Raw genomic sequence first — 16,224 nt, 5'->3', positions numbered from 1 at the left:
TCCGGCGGCCGTCGCATCTCGGAAAGGCCGTGGCGGGGCGTCACAATGGCCGGATGAGAGTGATCTTCACCGTGCTCGGGGTGGCACTGCTGGTCTGGACGGCGGGCAGCATTCTGCGGACGCTGGTGGTGCCGCGCGGGCTGTACTCGGCGTTGGCGATCCGACTGTGGTCGTCGCTGCGGGTGGTGGTACGGACGGTGGCGGCGCCGTTCGGCGGGTACCGGGCGATCGACCGGGCGCAGACCTGGCTGGCGCCGTTGACGCTGCTCGGGATGCTGGGGTGCTGGCTGCTGTCGACGCTGATGGCGTACACCCTGCTGTTGATAGGGACGTCCGAACTGCCGTGGCACGTCGCGTTCCGGGAGGCCGGGTCGAGCCTGTTCACGCTGGGCTTCGCCAGCGGCGACCGGCTGCACCTGTCGGTGATCGACTTCCTCGCGGCGGCCAACGGCCCGCTGATCATCGCGCTGCTGATCGCCTACCTGCCGACGCTCTACTCGGCCTACAACCGGCGGGAGTTGGAGGTGACGCTGCTGCAGTCGCGGGCCGGTGAGCCGGCCTGGGGGCCGGAGTTGCTGGCCCGGCAGGCGCTGGTGCGGACCGAGAGCGAGCTGCCGGAGCTGTACCGGGACTGGGAGCGGCTGGCGGCGGACCTCGGCGAGGGGCACTCCAACTATCCGGTGCTGATCTCGTTCCGCTCGCCGCAGCCGTACCGCAACTGGGTGGTGGGCCTGATCGCCGTGATGGACGCGGCGGCCATGCAGCTGGCGCTGAACCCGCGTTCGGCCCCGCCGGAGGCGCGGCTGCTGCTGCGCGCCGGGTTCACGGCGCTGCGCGACATCGCGACCGCGCTGCGGATCCCGTTCGAACCGGATCCGGAGCCGGAGGAGCCGATCCGGTTGACCTTCGCGGAGTTCGACGCAGCGGTGGCGATGGTGACGGCTGCCGGGATGCGGCTGGAGCGGCCGGTCGCGGACGCCTGGGCGCACTTCCGCGGCTGGCGGGTCAACTACGAGGCGATCGCCTACGAGTTGGCCCGCCGCGCGGACGCGGTGCCGGCGCTGTGGACGGGGCCGCGGGACTTCCCCGCCACCCCGATCCCGCCGCGCCGCCCGGCCGACCGCCGCCCGGTCAATCCCTGACCGGCCGTCGGCGGGAGCTACCGCAGCAGCTGCTCCTCCGCCTGCGCCAGCACCTCCACCACGCGCCGCCCGAACCGGACGTCGCACGGATGCGGGGTGCCGGTCGCGGCCGCCGCCAGCAGGGCGTCCAGCGCGCGCCCGTACGCGGCGGTGGGCGGCCCGTCCCGGTCGGGGAGCCGGGTGACGCCGGCGGCGCCGCGCAGTTCGGCGCCCGCGCCGAGCGCGGAGGCCTCGGGCGGGGCGGTCAGGCTGAGCGTCACGGTGCTGGACGCGCCGCCCTCGTGACGGAGGATCAGGTGCGCGGTGTCGCCGGGGCCGGGCGCGGCGACGACCCGTTCGACGTCGCCGAGGACGGGCAGCAGCACGGACAGGGCGTGCGGGCCGACGTCCCACAGCGCACCCTTCTGCTGGCGCCACGGGGACGCGGCGTAGGGGCTGTCGGTGGTGAACACCGAGCCGATCCAGTGGCAGTGCGCGGTGAACCAGCCGCCCCGCTCGGCCTGTTCGACGATCCAGTCGCCCTGCGCGCCGCCGAACCGGACGGTGAAGAACACCACCGAGGCGACGCCGGCCGCGGCGGCCGCGTCCTCGACGGCGCGGGCGGCGTCGACCGTCGAGGCGACCGGCTTGTCCAGCAGCAGGTGCTTGCCGGCCGCGGCGGCGCGCACCGCGTACTCGGCCTGGACGTCCGGTGGCAGGGCGATGGCGACGGCGTCCACGTCGGCCAGCAGGTCGTCCACCGCCTGGTGGGCGGGGACGCCGTGGGCGGCGGCGAGGGTCTTGGCGGCCTCGGGGCGACGGCCCCAGACGCCGGCGAATTCGACGTCGGGGTGGGCGGCGAGGGCCGGGGCGTGCACCAGGCTCGCCCAGGGCCCGGTGCCGAGGAGTCCGATCCGCACGGTGCTCAGCCCTCCACCCGGATCAGCGTGAAGCCGTCGTAGCCCTTGGCGCCGACGGTCTGCACGGTGGTGGCGTCCAGCCGCTTGTCGCCGGCGAGCAGCTCGTGCAGCTGCTGGACGCCGCGCACGGCCTCGTCGGTGCTCTGCCGGTCGGCGAGCCGGCCGCCGCGCACCACGTTGTCGATCACGATCACCGAGCCGGGCCGGGTGAGCGCCAGCGACGCCTCCAGGTAGTGCGGGATGTTCGGCTTGTCGGCGTCGACGAACACCAGGTCGTACGGTTCGACGCCTTCCTCGGTGAGCTGCCGCAGGGTGTCGCGGGCCGCGCCGAGCCGGATCTCGACCCGGTCGGCGAGACCGGCCCGTTCCAGGTTGGCGGCGGCGACCGCGGCGTGCGCCGGGTCGATCTCCAGCGTGGTCAGGGCGCCGCCCTCGGGCAGGGCACGGGCCAGCCAGATGGCGCTGTAGCCGGCCAGGGTGCCGATCTCCAGGATCCGCCGGGCGCCCTGCATGCGGGCCAGCAGGTGCAGCAGCTTGCCCTGGTTCGGGGCCACCGCGATCGGCGGCAGCCCGGCCCGGTCGGCGGCCTCGACGGCCGCGTCCAGCACCGCGTCCTCGCCGATCAGCCGGTCCGCGGTGTAGTCGTCCACCGCCGTCCACCGCTGCTGCGGGTTCTCCTGCGTGCTCATTCCCCACCTCCGTGATCGCTTCGCGCTGCGACCCTACTCCCTGTCCGGCGCGCGGCCGCCCTCGAACACGGCGAAGGCCGCCGCGTCCGGGGCGGGACACGGCGGCCTTCGGGTGCGGCTTCCGGGGTCAGTCGACGAGCGTCTCGCTGAGCGGCTCGCCGCTCTTGCCGCCGGACTGCTCGGGGTGCTCGGCCCGGGACTTCTTCGCCCGCCACTTGAGCACCAGCGCCGAGCCGACGCCGAACACCGCGGCCGCGGCGAGACCGATGTACGAGGCGCCCTTCAGGTACTCCTCGGCGACCTTGCCGACCTGGTAGACCAGCAGCGTGGTGCCGCCCGCCCAGACCACGCCGCCCAGCACGTTGGCGATCAGGAACTTCCAGTACGGCATCCGCAGGGTGCCGGCCAGCGGACCGGCGAAGATCCGGAGCAGCGCGATGAACCGGCCGAAGAACACCGCCCACATGCCCCAGCGGTGGAACGCCCGCTCGGCGGTGGCCAGATGATCTGGTCCGAAGTGCTTGGGGAACCTGCGGCCGAGTTTCTCGAACAGCGGCCGGCCGCCCTTGTGGCCGATCGCGTAGCCGATCGAGTCGCCGATGATCGCGCCGGCGATCGCGCAGCCCGCGACGCCCCACGGGCTGACGATGCCCTTGGCGGCGAGCAGCGCGGAGGAGACCAGGGCGATCTCGCCGGGCAGCGGAATGCCCAGACTCTCCAGTCCGATGATCAGGCCGATGAGGATGTACACCGAGGTCGGCGGAACGCTCTCGATCCACTGGTCGAGGTGCAAGGCGGAGTACCTCCGTCAGGGCAGGGACAGGCGGCCGACGCACGGCGGCACACGGGAAAAGCTTCGGTAAAGGGCCCGAGCCCGGCCAGCCTAGCCGCTCCCGGCCCGCAGGCCGAGCGCCTCCCTCAGCAGCAGCTCAACGGGGGTTCGGACGCTCCTCCCCCTCGCTCGCCCACACCCGGTCCAACTCGCGGCGGCCTCCGGTTCGTTCCCGGTCCGCGGGTGACATTCGGCGCACCCGCCGGACCTGTTCCGGGCCGCCCGCCGGACCCCATACTCCGGGTCCGGACAGCACGGCCCACGGGGAGGAAACCCATGACCACGACAGCGGCGGCGGCAGGCACCTGGCAGCTCGGCGACCTGATGGTGAACCGGCTCGGCTACGGCGCGATGCGGTTGACCGGCAACGGCATGATGGGCAACTCCGACGGCGCCCCGATCGACCGCGACTTCGCCGTCCGGCTCCTGCACACCGCGTTCGAGCAGGGCGTGAACCACGTCGACACGGCCTCCTTCTACTTCTCGCCGCGGCGCTCCGCCAACGAGTTGATCAACCGGGCGCTGGACTCCTGGCGGGGCCACGACGTGGTGGTGGCCACCAAGGTCGGCCCCGGGCGCACCCCGTCCGGCGAGTGGCGGACCATGGCCCGGCCGGACGAGCTGCGCGGCCAGGTCGAGGAGAACCTGCGCCAGCTCGGCCGCGACCACTTGGACGTGGTCAACCTGCGCCGCAACGGCCCCGACTGCGACTCGGTCGCCGAGCACTTCGGCGCCCTCGCCGACCTCCGCGAGGCCGGACTGATCCGGCACCTCGGACTCTCCAACGTCCGCCCCGAGCACATCCGCGAGGCGCGGGAGATCGCCCCCGTGGTGTGCGTGCAGAACTCCTTCGGCCTGGACTGGCGGCGCGCCGAGGAGACCGGCGTCCTCGGCCTCTGCGCCGAGCTGGGGATCGCCTTCGTCCCCTTCTTCGCCATCTCCGGCCTCCACCGCGAGGCCGCCCCCGCCGCCGACCGGGACCACCGCATCACCACCGTCGCCACCGAACTCGACGCCACCCCCGCCCAGATCCGCCTCGCCTGGACCCTCCACCGCGGCCCCCACGTCCTCGCCATCCCGGGCACCACCAACCCCACCCACCTCACCGAAAACCTCACCGCCGCAACCCTCCGCCTCACCCCCACCCACCTCGCCCTGCTGGACACCCCCACGACCTGACCCGCCCCCGCCGCCAGAGGCCGGGGACGGCGGAAGGGATCGAACGAGACCGCCGGTGCGGCCCGGCCGTCAGGATTTGAGGAAGTCGAGCAGGTCCTGGGTGAAGCGCTCCTTGTCGCCGGGCACCATGGCCAGGCCGTGCGACCCGCCCTCGTAGACCTTGAGCACCGCGCCGGGGACGAGGGCGGCGGTCCTGCGGCCGGTGGCGTCGATGGGGACGACCTGGTCGTCGTCGCCGTGCGCCACCAGCAGGGGGAGGTCGAACTTCTTCAGGTCGGCGTGGAAGTCGGTGTGGCCGAAGGCGTCCACGCATTCGACGGCGCCCTGAACGGTCTCGGCCATCGCCATGTGCCAGAAGGCGTCCAGGTTGCCCTGGGTGGCTCTGGTGTGGACGCGGTTGGCGCCGAAGAAAGTGACGGCGGTGTCCTTCCAGAACTGGGAGTGTTCGCGCAGGATGCCGGCCTTGAGCGAGTCGAGGACGCTGTCGGGCACGCCTTCGGGATTGTCGGGGCCCTGGACGAGCAGCGGGGTGATGGCGGACAGCAGGACGGCGGACTTCACCCGGGAGGTGCCGTGCCGGCCGATGTAGCGGGCGAGTTCGCCGCCGCCCATGGAGTGCGCGACGAGGGTGACGTCCCGCAGGTCGAGGCTGGTGAGCAGGTCGTTCAGGTCGTCGGCGAAGGTGTCGAAGTCGTAGCCGTCCCAGACGGGGGTGGACCGGCCGTGGCCGCGCCGGTCGTGGGCGATGCCGCGGAATCCGGCGTCGGCGACGGCCTTCAGCTGGTCCTGCCAGGCGTCGCCGTTGAGGGGCCAGCCGTGCAGGAAGACCACGGGGCGGCCATGGCCCCAGTCCTTGTAGAAGAGCTCCACTCCGTCGCGGGTCGTGCAGTGCGGCATGGGTGTCTCCGATCGAGTGCCTCGACATGGGCGGGGTGCTCGCGCCCGGGGGACGGCGGGCACCTCGCCCATCAAGGCACGGCCGGGCCGGACCCGCACGGCGGCGGGGCCGACACCGGACGCACCGTCAGCTCATCGGCGGCACCCGCGCGTTCACGACGGCTCGACGCAGAAGACCGCTCGCCGGACCTGCTCGGCGCTCGGGGCGCCCGCGCCGTGCACCCGGATGTCCACCTGCTCGCCGGGCAGCAGCGTGGTCAGGCCGCGGTCGGCGGTGGCGTCGGCGTGCAGGCGGTCGGGCTGCAGCAGCAGGTCGCGGATCAGCGTGCGGGCGGTGATCCGGACGTCCACCGCGCCGTCGCCGGCCGCCGTCACGTCGAGGTCGAAATCGGGCCGCGGGTAGGCGAAGTGCCGGTCGGCGGCCGGGAAGTGCACGGCGCGCAGACCGTCCGCGTCCGCCACCAGGTACTCCTTGACCGTCCCCTGATCCATCAACATCCCATCAGGCAAGGGGAGTTGGTGGACGGCGCGCGGCGGGACGGCGATCTCCTCGGTGTGTTCGGCGAGCTGCCGCCCGGTGGTGTCGAGGCGGCGCAGCCGGAGGGTGGTGGTCCAGGGCTCGGCGGACTGGTTGACCAGGGCGGCGCGGGGTGCGCCGTCGCGGTCGGCGGGCTGCAGGGTGAGCAGCCGGTCGGCGTAGAGGCGGCGCAGTTCGTGGTGCAGGGGCTTGCGGCGGCCGTCGCCGTCGACGGCGGCCCAGGAGGAGACCGGCCAGCAGTCGTTGAGCTGCCAGACGATGGTGCCGGCGCAGTGCGGCCAGTGGGAGCGCCAGTGTTCGATGCCGGTGGCGATGGCGCGGGCCTGGATCAGCTGGGTGAGGTAGTGCCAGCGGTCGAAGTCGTCGGGGACGTCGAAGTGGCGTTCCAGGCCGCGGCGGAGTTTGCCGTTGCCGTCGCCGGCCTTCTGGTGGTGCAGCATGCCGGGCGAGTCGGCGGTGAGCGTCTCGTGCGGGAGGGCGCGGCGCAGCGTGGCGTGGGCGGGCGGGGCCTGCCAGCCGAATTCGGCGACGAACCGGGGAACGGTGGCGCGGTATTCGGCGAAGTCCTCGCGGTTCCACACGTCCCAGGAGTGGTGGGTGCCGTGGTCGACGTCGTTGGGGTGGTGGTCCCAACTGCCGGACCAGGGGCTGCCGGCGCTGTAGGGCCGGGTGGGGTCGAGTTCGGCGACGATCCGGGGCAGCAGGCCGAGGTAGTAGCCCTCGCCCCAGGAGTCGCCGCGCAGCTTCTCCTCCCAGCCCCAGTCGCGGAAGCCCCACTGGTTCTCGTTGTTGCCGTTCCACAGCACCAGCGAGGGGTGCGGCATCAGGCGGACCACGTTGTCGCGGGCCTCGGCCTCGATCTCGCCGCGCAGTGGCTGTTCCTCGGGGTAGGCGGCGCAGGCGAACGGGAAGTCCTGCCAGACCAGCAGGCCGAGTTCGTCGCAGAGGTCGTAGAACGCGTCCTGTTCGTAGACGCCGCCGCCCCAGACCCGGATGAGGTCGACGTTGGCGTCGACGGCCTGGAGCAGGCGGGTGCGGTAGCGCGCGGGGGTGACACGGGTGATCAGGGTGTCGTCGGGGATCCAGTTGGCGCCGCGGACGAACAGCGGTTCGCCGTTGACGGCCAGCGTGAAGGGGGTGCCGGTGGCGTCGGGGGTGCGGTGCAGCTCGACCGTGCGGAAGCCGATCTGCCGCTGCCAGGCGTCGAGTCGGCCGGCGCCGTCGGCGAGCGTGACGGCGAGTTCGTAGCGGGTCTGGTCGCCGTGGCCGCGCGGCCACCAGCGCGCGACGTCGGCGGCCTTCAGGACGAGCACGGCGCTGTCGCCGTCGAAGACCGTCTCCGCCTCGGCGCCGGCGACGGTGGCACGGGCGGTGAGCGGACGGCCGGCGCCGGCGGCGGTGCGTTCGACGGTGAGGTGCACCTCGACCCGGCCGGTGGCGCCGTCGACGGTGACCAGCGGGCGGACGTCGGCGATCCGGGCGGTGGACCAGTGCTCGTACCGGACGGACTTCCAGATGCCGGCGGTGGGCAGGGTCGGGCCCCAGTCCCAGCCGAAGCTGCTGGCCATCTTGCGGATGTACTGGAACGGCTCGGGGTACTCGTTGGGCCGCTCGCCGACGATCCCGCGGACTCGTTCGGCCTCCGTGTAGGCGCTGGTGAAACGCACCGTCAGCGGCCCGCCGAGCCCGGTGGCGTCGAAGCGGTACCGGCGGTGCATGTTCCGGGTGGCGCCGAGCACGGTGTCGCCGAGGGTGACGGTGGCGACGGTGTCCAGGCCGTCGAAGACCAGGTCGGTGCGTTCGTGGGTGCTGCCGTGCGCGGGCAGGTCGAGGCTGTACGTCCAGTCGCGGCGGCCGATCCAGGCCACCTCCAGCTCGTTGGCGTCGAGGTACGGGTCGGGGATCCGACCGGCCGCCAGCAGGTCGGTGTGCACGCAGCCGGGCACGGTGGCGGGCAGCAACTCCCCGTCGTGGTGCAGGTTCCAGCCCTGGTCGAGCGGGGTGGTGTCCTTCATCTGTGCGGCTCCTCGGTGCGGATGTGCGACGCGTGCAGCACCGTAGCCCCGCCCCGTCCGGCATGTCCACGAACCGGTTTCGGGCCGCCGGGCGCAGGTGTCGGTCAGGGCTCGTGGACCATCTCCGGGAAGCTCGCCGACGGCCCGTCCAGCAGGTGGTCGTCGTGGCCGCGCAGCCAGCGGTCGAAGAAGCTCGCGACGTACGTCCGGGTCGCGAGCACCGCCCGGTCGGGTCGGACCGCACCGATGTCGCCGTGCAGCGCATCGGCGGAGATCGCGCCCTGGTCGGCGAGTTGCGGCAGCAGGGACTCGGCGTCGGTGTACGAGCCGTGGCGGGAGCCGTCGAGGGTGAAGTCCGCGTGCCAGCCGGTGCTGCGGTGCCACAGCGCGTCCCAGCCGGGCTGCTGCCGGTAGGGGCCGGAGTCGTCGTTCCGGGTGCCGAGCAGCAGGAACGGGCGGTCCAGGCCCTTCTCGGCCACGTCGGTCAGGTAGACGCCGGTCCTCCCGTCCGGGCCGGGGAACTGCAGCTGCCCGTCCATGTTGACGGCTGCGGCGATCCGCGGGTCGTCGTGCATGGCCTGGAGCGCGGTGGAGCCGCCGCCGGAGTGGCCGACCATGCCGATCCGGCCGAGGTCGAGGGCGGCGCCGACGCCGGGCGGCAGGGTCCGGGAGGACTTCAGCCGGGCCAGCTGGTCGAGGACGAACCTGGTGTCGTCGACCCGGGTGCCGATCATCTTGCGCAGCAGCGCGCCGACGTCGAGGTTCGGGTCCTTGGCCAGCTCCGGGAACACCGAGGTGGCCAACTCGCCGTCCGGGAGCGACACTTCGGACGCCTCCCAGGTGTGGTCGACGGTCACCACGACGTAGCCGCGCGAGGCCAGGTCCTCCACCAGGCCGGTGCCCCAGGTGCGCGGGTCGCCCAGCCCCGCCGAGTACAGCACCACCGGCCGGGCCCGGCCGGGCAGCGCGGGCGCGTCGACGCGGGCGTGGGTGCGCACGCCCGACCAGTCGGTGCGGTCGGGTTCGAAGCCCTGGTTCAGCTGGGTGACGCTCCCGGCGCTGCCGAAGTGCGCCCCCGCGTCGGGCGTCATGTACCGCGCCCGTTCGTCGCCGAGCGCGGGACGGCCGGTCGGGTACCAGAGACTGATCATCAACTCCCGGGGCCGCCCGACCTTCCACGGATCCTCCCGGCCCGGGTCGACCAGGTGCACGCTGGTGGTGCCGACCGCGTACGGCCCGGTGGGCGCCGGCAGCGCCGCCGTCGCCGACTTCCCGACCGGCGCGGGCGCCACCGCCATCGCACCGGGAGCCCCGGCCACCCCCAGCGCCACCGTCGCCGCCAGCACCACCGTCGCCATCGCCCGTCCCCGCTTGCGCATCGCCCGTCCCCTTGTTCTCGTCCTCGGTGTGCTCCTCGGCACGGGAAAGAAGGTACGGGCGGGGCGGGGGTGAAACCGTCACACCGCAGAGCCAACTCGCCGGAGGCTACCGAGGTATGACATCCCCACAACCGCTGATACTCACGGTGCACCGGTCGACGGAGCGGGGCTTCCCGGCCCCGACTCACCGACGCCCCGCTCGCTCGACGCCCTGTTGAGCCGCCGACGGGCGTGGCGGTCCGCCAGGGCCAGTTCCGCCAGTTCCGCGATCCGCCCCGCACGGGCGAGCAGGTCGAGGTGCCACAGGTGGTTGTCGTGGCGGTGGAAGTCGGCGGAGTAGCACTCGGCACGCGCGCTCACCAACGCGATCGCCGCGTCCCAGTCCTGCCGCTGCTCCGCCGCCCGGGCCTGCTCGTACCAGTTCACCCCACAAGTGTGCGGGTCACCGGCCCGGGCTTCGAAAACCAGGTGCCCCGACCGCCGCTCCTCCCTACGCTTCCCACCGTGGACAGCACCCGGGCCGCGCGCCTCGTCAACGTCGTGGACGTCGAAGCCACCTGCTGGGACGGTGCGCCGCCGCCCGGCGCGGTGAGCGAGATCATCGAGATCGGCCTGACCGTCGTCGACCTGGGCGCCGGCACGCGCCTCGCCCGGCACCGGATCGTGGTCAGGCCCGTCCGGTCGGCGGTCAGCAGGTTCTGCACCGAGCTGACCGGCCTCACCCAGCAGGAGGTCGACCGGGGCGTGGGCTTCGCCGAGGCGTGCCGGCTGCTGGCGGCCGAGCACCGGGCGGGCGCCCGGCCGTGGATCAGCTGGGGCGACTACGACCGCCACCAGTTCACCCGCCAGTGCGGGGCCACTCGCACGCCCTACCCGTTCGGCCGCCACCACACCAACGCCAAGGCCGTCTTCACCGAGGCCCACGGGCTGCGCAAACGCCCCGGCATGGCGCAGGCCCTGGAGATCGCCGGCCTGCCGCTCGAAGGCCGTCACCATCGCGGGGAGGACGACGCCTGGAACATCGCGGCCCTCGTCCTCCACCTCGCCGACCGCGACGCCTGGCCGTAGAACCGGTCAATCCGACGCCTGGCCGTAGAACCGGTCAATCCGATGTCGGCCGCTCACGCGAGGCGTGACGAACTGTCATGTAACCGGATCCAGCGGTAACCAATCCGATCATCCGAATCGTCATACCAGTCGGACGGCCTGCCAGCCAGGCAGCCGTGTACCGAGGGGACGGCGAGCGATGAGCGACGACAAGCGCAGCGGTGGTGGCAGGGGACGGGCGAGAACCGCTCAGGTCGCGGCGGTCGTGGTCGCGGCCGGTGCGGCCACCGCGCTCGTGGTGGGCCTGACGACCGGCGGCAGTTCGACCCCGGCGCAGCAGTCGATGTCGGCGACCACGGGCGCCGACACACCGCCGCCGAGCGCCGCTTCGAGCCCGAGCCCGAGCCCGAGCCCGTCCGCGACCTGGGACGGACAGGTGAAGGTGCTCGGGGACGGGTCGACGTCCGACACGGGGCCGCAGCCGAACCAGTTGAAGATCGAGAAGCTGAAACCCGGGGAGAAGCCCCCGCAGTTCGTGGTGTTCTCCTGGGACGGCGCGCTGGAGAACGACGACCACCTGTTCTCCCGGTTCCGGAAGCTGGCGAAGGAGAACCGGGCGACCATGACGTTCTTCCTCACCGGAATCTACCTGCTCCCGGAGGAGAAGCACGGGCTCTACCGGCCGCCGCAGCACGATCCGGGCAGCGCCGCCATCTCCTTCCCCACCGACAAGCACGTGAAGGAGACGCTGGAGCAGCTGCGCGAGGCCTGGAAGGACGGCGACGAGATCGGCACTCACTTCAACGGGCACTTCTGCGGCGCGAAGGGCGGCGGGGACTGGAGCACCGACGAGTGGCGCAGCGAGATCGACCAGGCGTACTCGTTCGTCACCAACTGGAAGACCAACACCGGGTTCGCCGACGAGGCGCCGCTGCCGTTCGACTACCGCAAGGACCTCGCGGGCGGTCGCGCCCCGTGCCTGGAGGGGCAGAAGAACCTGATTCCGGCCGCGAAGGCCCTGGGTTGGCGCTACGACGCGAGTTCGCCGGGAGAGTTCCAGGTCTGGCCGTCGAAGACCGGCGGGGTGTGGAACTTCCCGCTCCAGCTGCTGCCGTTCGGCAACTCCCAGGTGCTGTCGATGGACTTCAACTTCCTGGCCAACCAGTCCGGCGACAGCACCCAGGGCGACCCGAAGAAGTACAACGCCTGGGAGAAGCAGACCCGGGAGGGGTACCTCGACGGGTTCGCCCGGGTCTACAACGGCAGCCGGGCACCGCTGTTCATCGGGAACCACTTCGAGACCTGGAACGGCGGCATCTACATGCAGGCCGTCGAGGACGTGATGAAGGGCGTCTGCACGAAGGAGGACGTGCGCTGCGTGTCGTTCAAGGAGCTCGCCGACTGGCTGGACGCCCAGGACCCGAAGGTCCTGGACCAGCTCCGCCGGCTCGATCCGGCCCAGGCGCCGGACTGGCCGACCTACCTCAAGTAGCGCGACGCATCGGGGACTTCACCCCACGGCCTTCGTGTAGGCGGCCCAGATCGCGGCCGGGGTGGTGTAGTCGGGGGTGGCCGGGTCGGCGCCGGCCACCCCGGTCAGCGGGAGGAGCGCCAGGGTCTTCGGATCCATCCGGAACAGCGACACGGCGGTGGTGACCGGTCCGCGGTAGCCGACGAACCAGCCCGCGGTGCGGGCCTGGTTGCCGCCGGTCTTGCCGGCGGCGCCGGGGACGAGCTGTCCGACCTCCTTGCCGGTGCCGTCCTTGGCGGCCCCGCGCAGCGCGGCGTCGACCTCGCCGGCCACTCCCGCGGGCGCGGCCCGGACGGCGACCGGCCGCCCGACGGCGAGTTCGGCGCCGTTGCGGCTGACCCGGTCGACGGAGTACGGGTCGGTGCGCATGCCCTGCCCGGCGAACGCGGTGTAGGCGTCGGCCAGCCGGATCGCGCTGGGCGTGGAGTTGCCCAGCGCGAAGCCGGGGACCAGGTCGCCCATGCTGTCGGGGAGCAGCCCGAACCCGAGCGCGGCCCGGCGGACGTTGTCGAGGCCGACGTCCATGCCGAGTTGCTGCATCACACCGTTGACGGACTGTTCGACGGCGGTCCGCAGGCTGACCTGGCCCCAGTTGCGGTCGCCGTCGTTGGCCGCCTTGGCCTTCTTCCCGTCGCGCCCCCAGTACGGCCCTTCGGGGGTCTGCAGGTCGACGCCGTTGTCGCCGTTGTAGCGGGTGGTGGGCAGCACCGGCGTCCTGCTGCCCTGCCGTTCGCGTTGGACGCCCCGGTCGAGCCCGGCGGCGTACACCAGCGGGGTGAAGGCCGAACCGGCGGGCACGTTCGCGGTGTTGGCGTTGTTGAAGCCCTGCTTCAGGTAGTCGGGTCCGCCGTAGACGGCCAGGATCCGCCCGTCCGTGGCGACCGAGGCCGCGCCCAGGTGGACGTTCTGGTCGGCGGGGCGACGGTCCGGGTCGAGGTTCTTCGCGGCGTCCTGGACGGCCTGGGTGAGCGCGGTCTGCCGGGGCTTCTCGAAGGTGGTGCGGATCTGGTAGCCACCCAGGTCGAACTGGGCCGGGGTGATGTCCGCGTGGCTCAGCGCGTAGGCCTTCGCCAGGTCCACCAGGTAGCCGGTCTGCCCGCTCAGGCCGGCCTGCTGCGGCGGGGTCTGCGGTTCCGGGAAGACGGTGTAGCGGGCCCGCTCCTCGGCGGACAGCTTCCCGATCTTGACCATCCGGTCCAGGATCCATGCCCAGCGCTCCACCGCGCGGTCCCGGTTGTCGCCGCCGAGCGCCGGGTCGTACAGCGACGCGCCCTTCAGCACGGCCGCCAGGAACGCCCCTTCGCTCGGGTCGAGTTGGGACACGTGCTTGCCGTAGTAGGCCTGCGCGGCCCGCTCGATGCCGTAGCTGCCGCGGCCGAACCAGCTGATGTTCAGGTAGCCGCTGAGGATGTCCTTCTTGTCGACCTGCTGGTCCAGCTTGACCGCGATGAACATCTCGTCGAGCTTGCGGGAGAAGCTCTGATGCTGGTTCAGGTAGGCGTTCTTCACGTACTGCTGGGTGATGGTCGAGCCGCCCTGGGTGTCACCGCCCGACCCCATCCGGTAGAACGCCCGGGCGATCCCCTTCATCGAGATGCCGGGGTCCGAGTAGAAGTCCTCGTTCTCCGCGGCGAGCACCGCCCACTGCACGTGCTCCGGCACCTGCTCCAGCGGCACGTCCTGCCGGTTGACCAGGCCGGTGCGCGCCATCTCGGTGCCGTCCGCCCAGTAGAAGACGTTGTTCTGCTGGGTGGCGAAGGAGTTGAGGTCCTTGGGGACGTCCGTCCGCGCGTACATCACCACGGCCGCGACGGCGAGCGCGCCGACCGACCCCGTGGTCAGCAGCACCAGTTGACGCCATGACGGGAGCCAGCGCCGTAGCCCCCGGCGGCCGGCGCGCGGGTAGTCCGGCCGCAGTCTCGACGCCCGGCGCCGCCCGGTCCGACCCGATCCCGGCTCGGGCTCCGGCTTCGGTCTCGGCTTCCGGGCGGGCCGTCGCCCCGCACGCTCCGCCGCTCCGTCCGATCCCTCTGCCCCGACCGCGTCCCTCGGCTCGCCGGACACCATGCGTTCCCCGATCTGCTCGATTGGCAAATCTCTCCCGCAGACTTGGGACGTGCTGACCGACCGTCACGTCGCGACCCAACCGTGTGATGATCGCCACGCCACCGATCGAGGCGCCCGCCCACCGCCTCTGGTAGCGTCACGCTCTTCGCCGTCCGCACCGGCGGAGTCCCGTTGGCAGGAACCATGACGACCGCGCAGCAGCGCCTGCACCACGCCCTGGACGCCCTCGACACCGCCGGCCGCAGTGCCCACCCCGGCCCTCCGGTGGGCGGCTGCGAACACTGCTGGACCGCCGAGGACCTCGCACTGCTGTCCGGGCCGCCGGACCTACTGCCGAACGAACTGCTCCGCCGGGCCGCGGTGAAGAACGCGGACCTCTGGTACGACTTCCCCACCCTGTACCGGCGCCTCGCGCCGCGCATCCTGCGGCAGTTGACGACCGGCGTGCTGGCCGACGGCGAGTTGATCGCCACCCGGCTGCGCGCCGCCGACTGGCGGAAGTGGCCCCACGCCGACCTGGTCACCGAGGTGCTGGACGCCTGGTGGTCCGCCACCCTGGAGCAGCCCGCGCCGCCGACGCACGTGCCGACGGTCCTGGAGACGGTGGCCGCGACGACCGACACCCTTGCCCCCTGGCTGCGCACCTGGGCGGACACGGCCACGCCGACGGCCGACCGGCACCTCGCCGACGCGGTGGAGGGATGGCTGCACTGGGGCGAGGTGCTCACCCTGAAGTTCGGCTTCTACGGCGAGTTCGAGGCCGGCCCGGAGCTGACGGAGTGGCTGCTCGCCCTGCCGCCGGGCCGGATCCCGGTGGATCAGCGGTACTGGCTGGAGTTGATCGTCTCCCCTCCGCCTCGGGAGAGTTGACGGACCGTCAGGGGAGGATCTCGCCGGAGCCCCGGGGGATCAGCGTGGTGGGCACCTCCAAGCTGGCGGGCGCGCCGATGTCACCCGCCAGTCGGGCGAACAGGCGGCGGGCGGCGAGGGCGCCGAGGGCGGCCGGGTCCTGGGCGACCACGGTGAGGCCGGGGGTGAGCAGGTCGGCGAGCTCCAGGTCGTCGAAGCCGACCACGGCCGGGCGGCGCTCGGCGGGGAGGTGGTGCAGGGCGGCGAGGGTGACGCGGTTGTTGGCGGTGAACAGCGCGGTGACGGCGTCCGGTCCGGTGGTGAGGCGGCGCACCGCCTCGCCGACCCGGGCGCGGTCGGTGGGGCCGCAGTCCACCCAGCGGTCGTCCACCGGCAGTCCGGCCTCCGCCATCGCGGCGCGGTAGCCGCGTTCGCGTTCGGCGGCGGTGTGGATCGCCCGCAGGTCGCCGATGAAGCCGATCCGGCGGTGGCCGTGGGCGATCAGGTGCGCGGTGCCCCGGCGGGCGCCGCCCGCGTTGTCGCTGAGCACGGCGTCCGCGTCGATGCCGCCCGCGGGTCGGTCCAGGAACACCACGGGCGTGCCGGACGCGATCTCCGGCAGCAGGTACCGGTGGTCGTCGCCGGCCGGCACCACGATCAGCCCGTCCACCCGGCGGGCGCAGAACGCCAGCGCCAACTCCCGTTCCCGGTCCGCCCGTTCGCCGCTGGAACCGGTGAACAGCAGGCAGTCCTCGGCGGCCGCGACCTGCTCGACGGCCCGGGACAGCGCGGAGGAGAACGGGTCGCTGATGTCCTCCAGGACCAGCGCCACGCTCGCGGTGCGCCCGGTCCGCAGCAGCCGCGCGCTGTCGTTGCGCCGGAACCCGAGCGCCTCGATCGCCTCCCGCACCCGCTCCGCCGTCCCGTCCGTCACCCCGGACTCGCCGTTGACGACCCGTGAGACGGTCTTCAGTCCGACCCCGGCCGCCGCGGCGACGTCCTTCATGGTCGGTCGAACACCGGTGCGCAGTCGGACACCGGTTCGGAGGCTGCTCGTCATGCCACGGAGAATAGTGCGGGTACCCCCGGATCCGACCCTCGACGGATGCCCCGGGCTGCGGCGATGCCTGCTGGACAACGTTGTCAAAGCGGGTCAGAAT

General features: G+C 72.7%; 14 protein-coding genes. 5 read left to right on the top strand and 9 right to left on the bottom strand.

The genetic code is table 11. The features are described 5' to 3' along the window. Positions 1-53 precede the first annotated feature (53 nt). Positions 54-1,142, top strand: coding sequence for a hypothetical protein (locus ACI1MP_RS32085; RefSeq protein WP_380333549.1), 1,089 nt, complete (start codon positions 54-56; stop codon positions 1,140-1,142). Positions 1,143-1,159: 17 nt separating this feature from the next. Here the strand turns inward: ACI1MP_RS32085 and ACI1MP_RS32080 are convergent, their stop codons facing one another. The 3 genes from ACI1MP_RS32080 to ACI1MP_RS32070 form a co-directional block, all read right to left on the bottom strand. Continuing rightward, positions 1,160-2,041: a Gfo/Idh/MocA family protein gene (locus ACI1MP_RS32080; protein WP_404870153.1), complete on the bottom strand. Its 882-nt coding sequence runs from the start codon at positions 2,039-2,041 to the stop codon at positions 1,160-1,162. Positions 2,042-2,046: 5 nt separating this feature from the next. Continuing rightward, positions 2,047-2,730: an O-methyltransferase gene (locus tag ACI1MP_RS32075; RefSeq protein WP_189271813.1), complete on the bottom strand. Its 684-nt coding sequence runs from the start codon at positions 2,728-2,730 to the stop codon at positions 2,047-2,049. 127 nt (positions 2,731-2,857) lie between these two features. Next, positions 2,858-3,523, bottom strand: coding sequence for a DedA family protein (locus ACI1MP_RS32070; protein WP_380333551.1), 666 nt, complete (start codon positions 3,521-3,523; stop codon positions 2,858-2,860). Between the two features lie 315 nt (positions 3,524-3,838). Between ACI1MP_RS32070 and ACI1MP_RS32065 the strand changes: the two genes are divergently transcribed. Then, positions 3,839-4,741 (top strand): aldo/keto reductase, encoded by a 903-nt coding sequence (locus tag ACI1MP_RS32065; protein WP_380333552.1) that lies wholly within the window; start codon positions 3,839-3,841, stop codon positions 4,739-4,741. A 69-nt stretch (positions 4,742-4,810) separates the two neighbouring features. Here ACI1MP_RS32065 and ACI1MP_RS32060 read toward each other — a convergent pair whose 3' ends face one another. The 4 genes from ACI1MP_RS32060 to ACI1MP_RS32045 form a co-directional block, all read right to left on the bottom strand. Then, a complete protein-coding gene (locus tag ACI1MP_RS32060; RefSeq protein WP_380333553.1) occupies positions 4,811-5,638 on the bottom strand; it encodes an alpha/beta fold hydrolase in 828 nt (275 codons plus the stop codon). A gap of 153 nt (positions 5,639-5,791) precedes the next feature. Next, a complete protein-coding gene (locus ACI1MP_RS32055; protein ID WP_404870152.1) occupies positions 5,792-8,191 on the bottom strand; it encodes a glycoside hydrolase family 2 protein in 2,400 nt (799 codons plus the stop codon). 104 nt (positions 8,192-8,295) lie between these two features. Further along, complete coding sequence (locus ACI1MP_RS32050; RefSeq protein WP_404870151.1) at positions 8,296-9,570, bottom strand: alpha/beta hydrolase family protein; 1,275 nt, start codon at positions 9,568-9,570, stop codon at positions 8,296-8,298. Between the two features lie 141 nt (positions 9,571-9,711). Next, entirely contained in the window at positions 9,712-9,996 is a 285-nt protein-coding gene (locus ACI1MP_RS32045) for a hypothetical protein (RefSeq protein ID WP_404870150.1), read from the bottom strand. A 78-nt stretch (positions 9,997-10,074) separates the two neighbouring features. Here ACI1MP_RS32045 and ACI1MP_RS32040 point away from each other — a divergent pair, with 78 nt between their 5' ends. Next, positions 10,075-10,638 carry an exonuclease domain-containing protein gene (locus ACI1MP_RS32040; protein ID WP_387998646.1) on the top strand — a complete coding sequence of 188 codons (564 nt, stop codon included), beginning with the start codon at positions 10,075-10,077 and terminating at the stop codon, positions 10,636-10,638. 178 nt (positions 10,639-10,816) lie between these two features. Next, the gene (locus ACI1MP_RS32035; protein WP_404870149.1) at positions 10,817-12,109 is read left to right on the top strand and encodes a hypothetical protein; all 1,293 of its coding nucleotides are present in this window, start codon (positions 10,817-10,819) and stop codon (positions 12,107-12,109) included. Positions 12,110-12,127: 18 nt separating this feature from the next. Here ACI1MP_RS32035 and ACI1MP_RS32030 read toward each other — a convergent pair whose 3' ends face one another. Continuing rightward, positions 12,128-13,996, bottom strand: coding sequence for a transglycosylase domain-containing protein (locus ACI1MP_RS32030; RefSeq protein WP_404870148.1), 1,869 nt, complete (start codon positions 13,994-13,996; stop codon positions 12,128-12,130). A gap of 402 nt (positions 13,997-14,398) precedes the next feature. Here ACI1MP_RS32030 and ACI1MP_RS32025 point away from each other — a divergent pair, with 402 nt between their 5' ends. Next, on the top strand, positions 14,399-15,085 hold the full coding sequence (locus tag ACI1MP_RS32025) for a hypothetical protein (protein ID WP_404870147.1): 687 nt from the start codon (positions 14,399-14,401) through the stop codon (positions 15,083-15,085). A 7-nt stretch (positions 15,086-15,092) separates the two neighbouring features. On the opposite strand, the gene ACI1MP_RS32020 is transcribed toward ACI1MP_RS32025, so the two are convergent. Further along, positions 15,093-16,124, bottom strand: coding sequence for a LacI family DNA-binding transcriptional regulator (locus tag ACI1MP_RS32020; RefSeq protein ID WP_404870146.1), 1,032 nt, complete (start codon positions 16,122-16,124; stop codon positions 15,093-15,095). Positions 16,125-16,224 lie beyond the last annotated feature (100 nt).

It is taken from the genome of Kitasatospora griseola (assembly GCF_044999035.1).
Lineage (GTDB): Bacteria > Actinomycetota > Actinomycetes > Streptomycetales > Streptomycetaceae > Kitasatospora > Kitasatospora griseola.
This window is presented reverse-complemented; position numbering and strand designations above follow the sequence as displayed.

What these genes read in the sequence shown, in the direction of transcription:
- ACI1MP_RS32085 (WP_380333549.1), top strand. Translation starts at nt 54, where the DNA reads ATGAGAGTGATCTTCACCGTGCTCGGGGTGGCACTGCTGGTCTGGACG.
- ACI1MP_RS32065 (WP_380333552.1), top strand. Translation starts at nt 3,839, where the DNA reads ATGACCACGACAGCGGCGGCGGCAGGCACCTGGCAGCTCGGCGACCTG.
- ACI1MP_RS32020 (WP_404870146.1), bottom strand. Translation starts at nt 16,124, where the DNA reads ATGACGAGCAGCCTCCGAACCGGTGTCCGACTGCGCACCGGTGTTCGA.
- ACI1MP_RS32035 (WP_404870149.1), top strand. Translation starts at nt 10,817, where the DNA reads ATGAGCGACGACAAGCGCAGCGGTGGTGGCAGGGGACGGGCGAGAACC.
- ACI1MP_RS32060 (WP_380333553.1), bottom strand. Translation starts at nt 5,638, where the DNA reads ATGCCGCACTGCACGACCCGCGACGGAGTGGAGCTCTTCTACAAGGAC.
- ACI1MP_RS32075 (WP_189271813.1), bottom strand. Translation starts at nt 2,730, where the DNA reads ATGAGCACGCAGGAGAACCCGCAGCAGCGGTGGACGGCGGTGGACGAC.
- ACI1MP_RS32055 (WP_404870152.1), bottom strand. Translation starts at nt 8,191, where the DNA reads ATGAAGGACACCACCCCGCTCGACCAGGGCTGGAACCTGCACCACGAC.
- ACI1MP_RS32050 (WP_404870151.1), bottom strand. Translation starts at nt 9,570, where the DNA reads ATGCGCAAGCGGGGACGGGCGATGGCGACGGTGGTGCTGGCGGCGACG.
- ACI1MP_RS32025 (WP_404870147.1), top strand. Translation starts at nt 14,399, where the DNA reads ATGACGACCGCGCAGCAGCGCCTGCACCACGCCCTGGACGCCCTCGAC.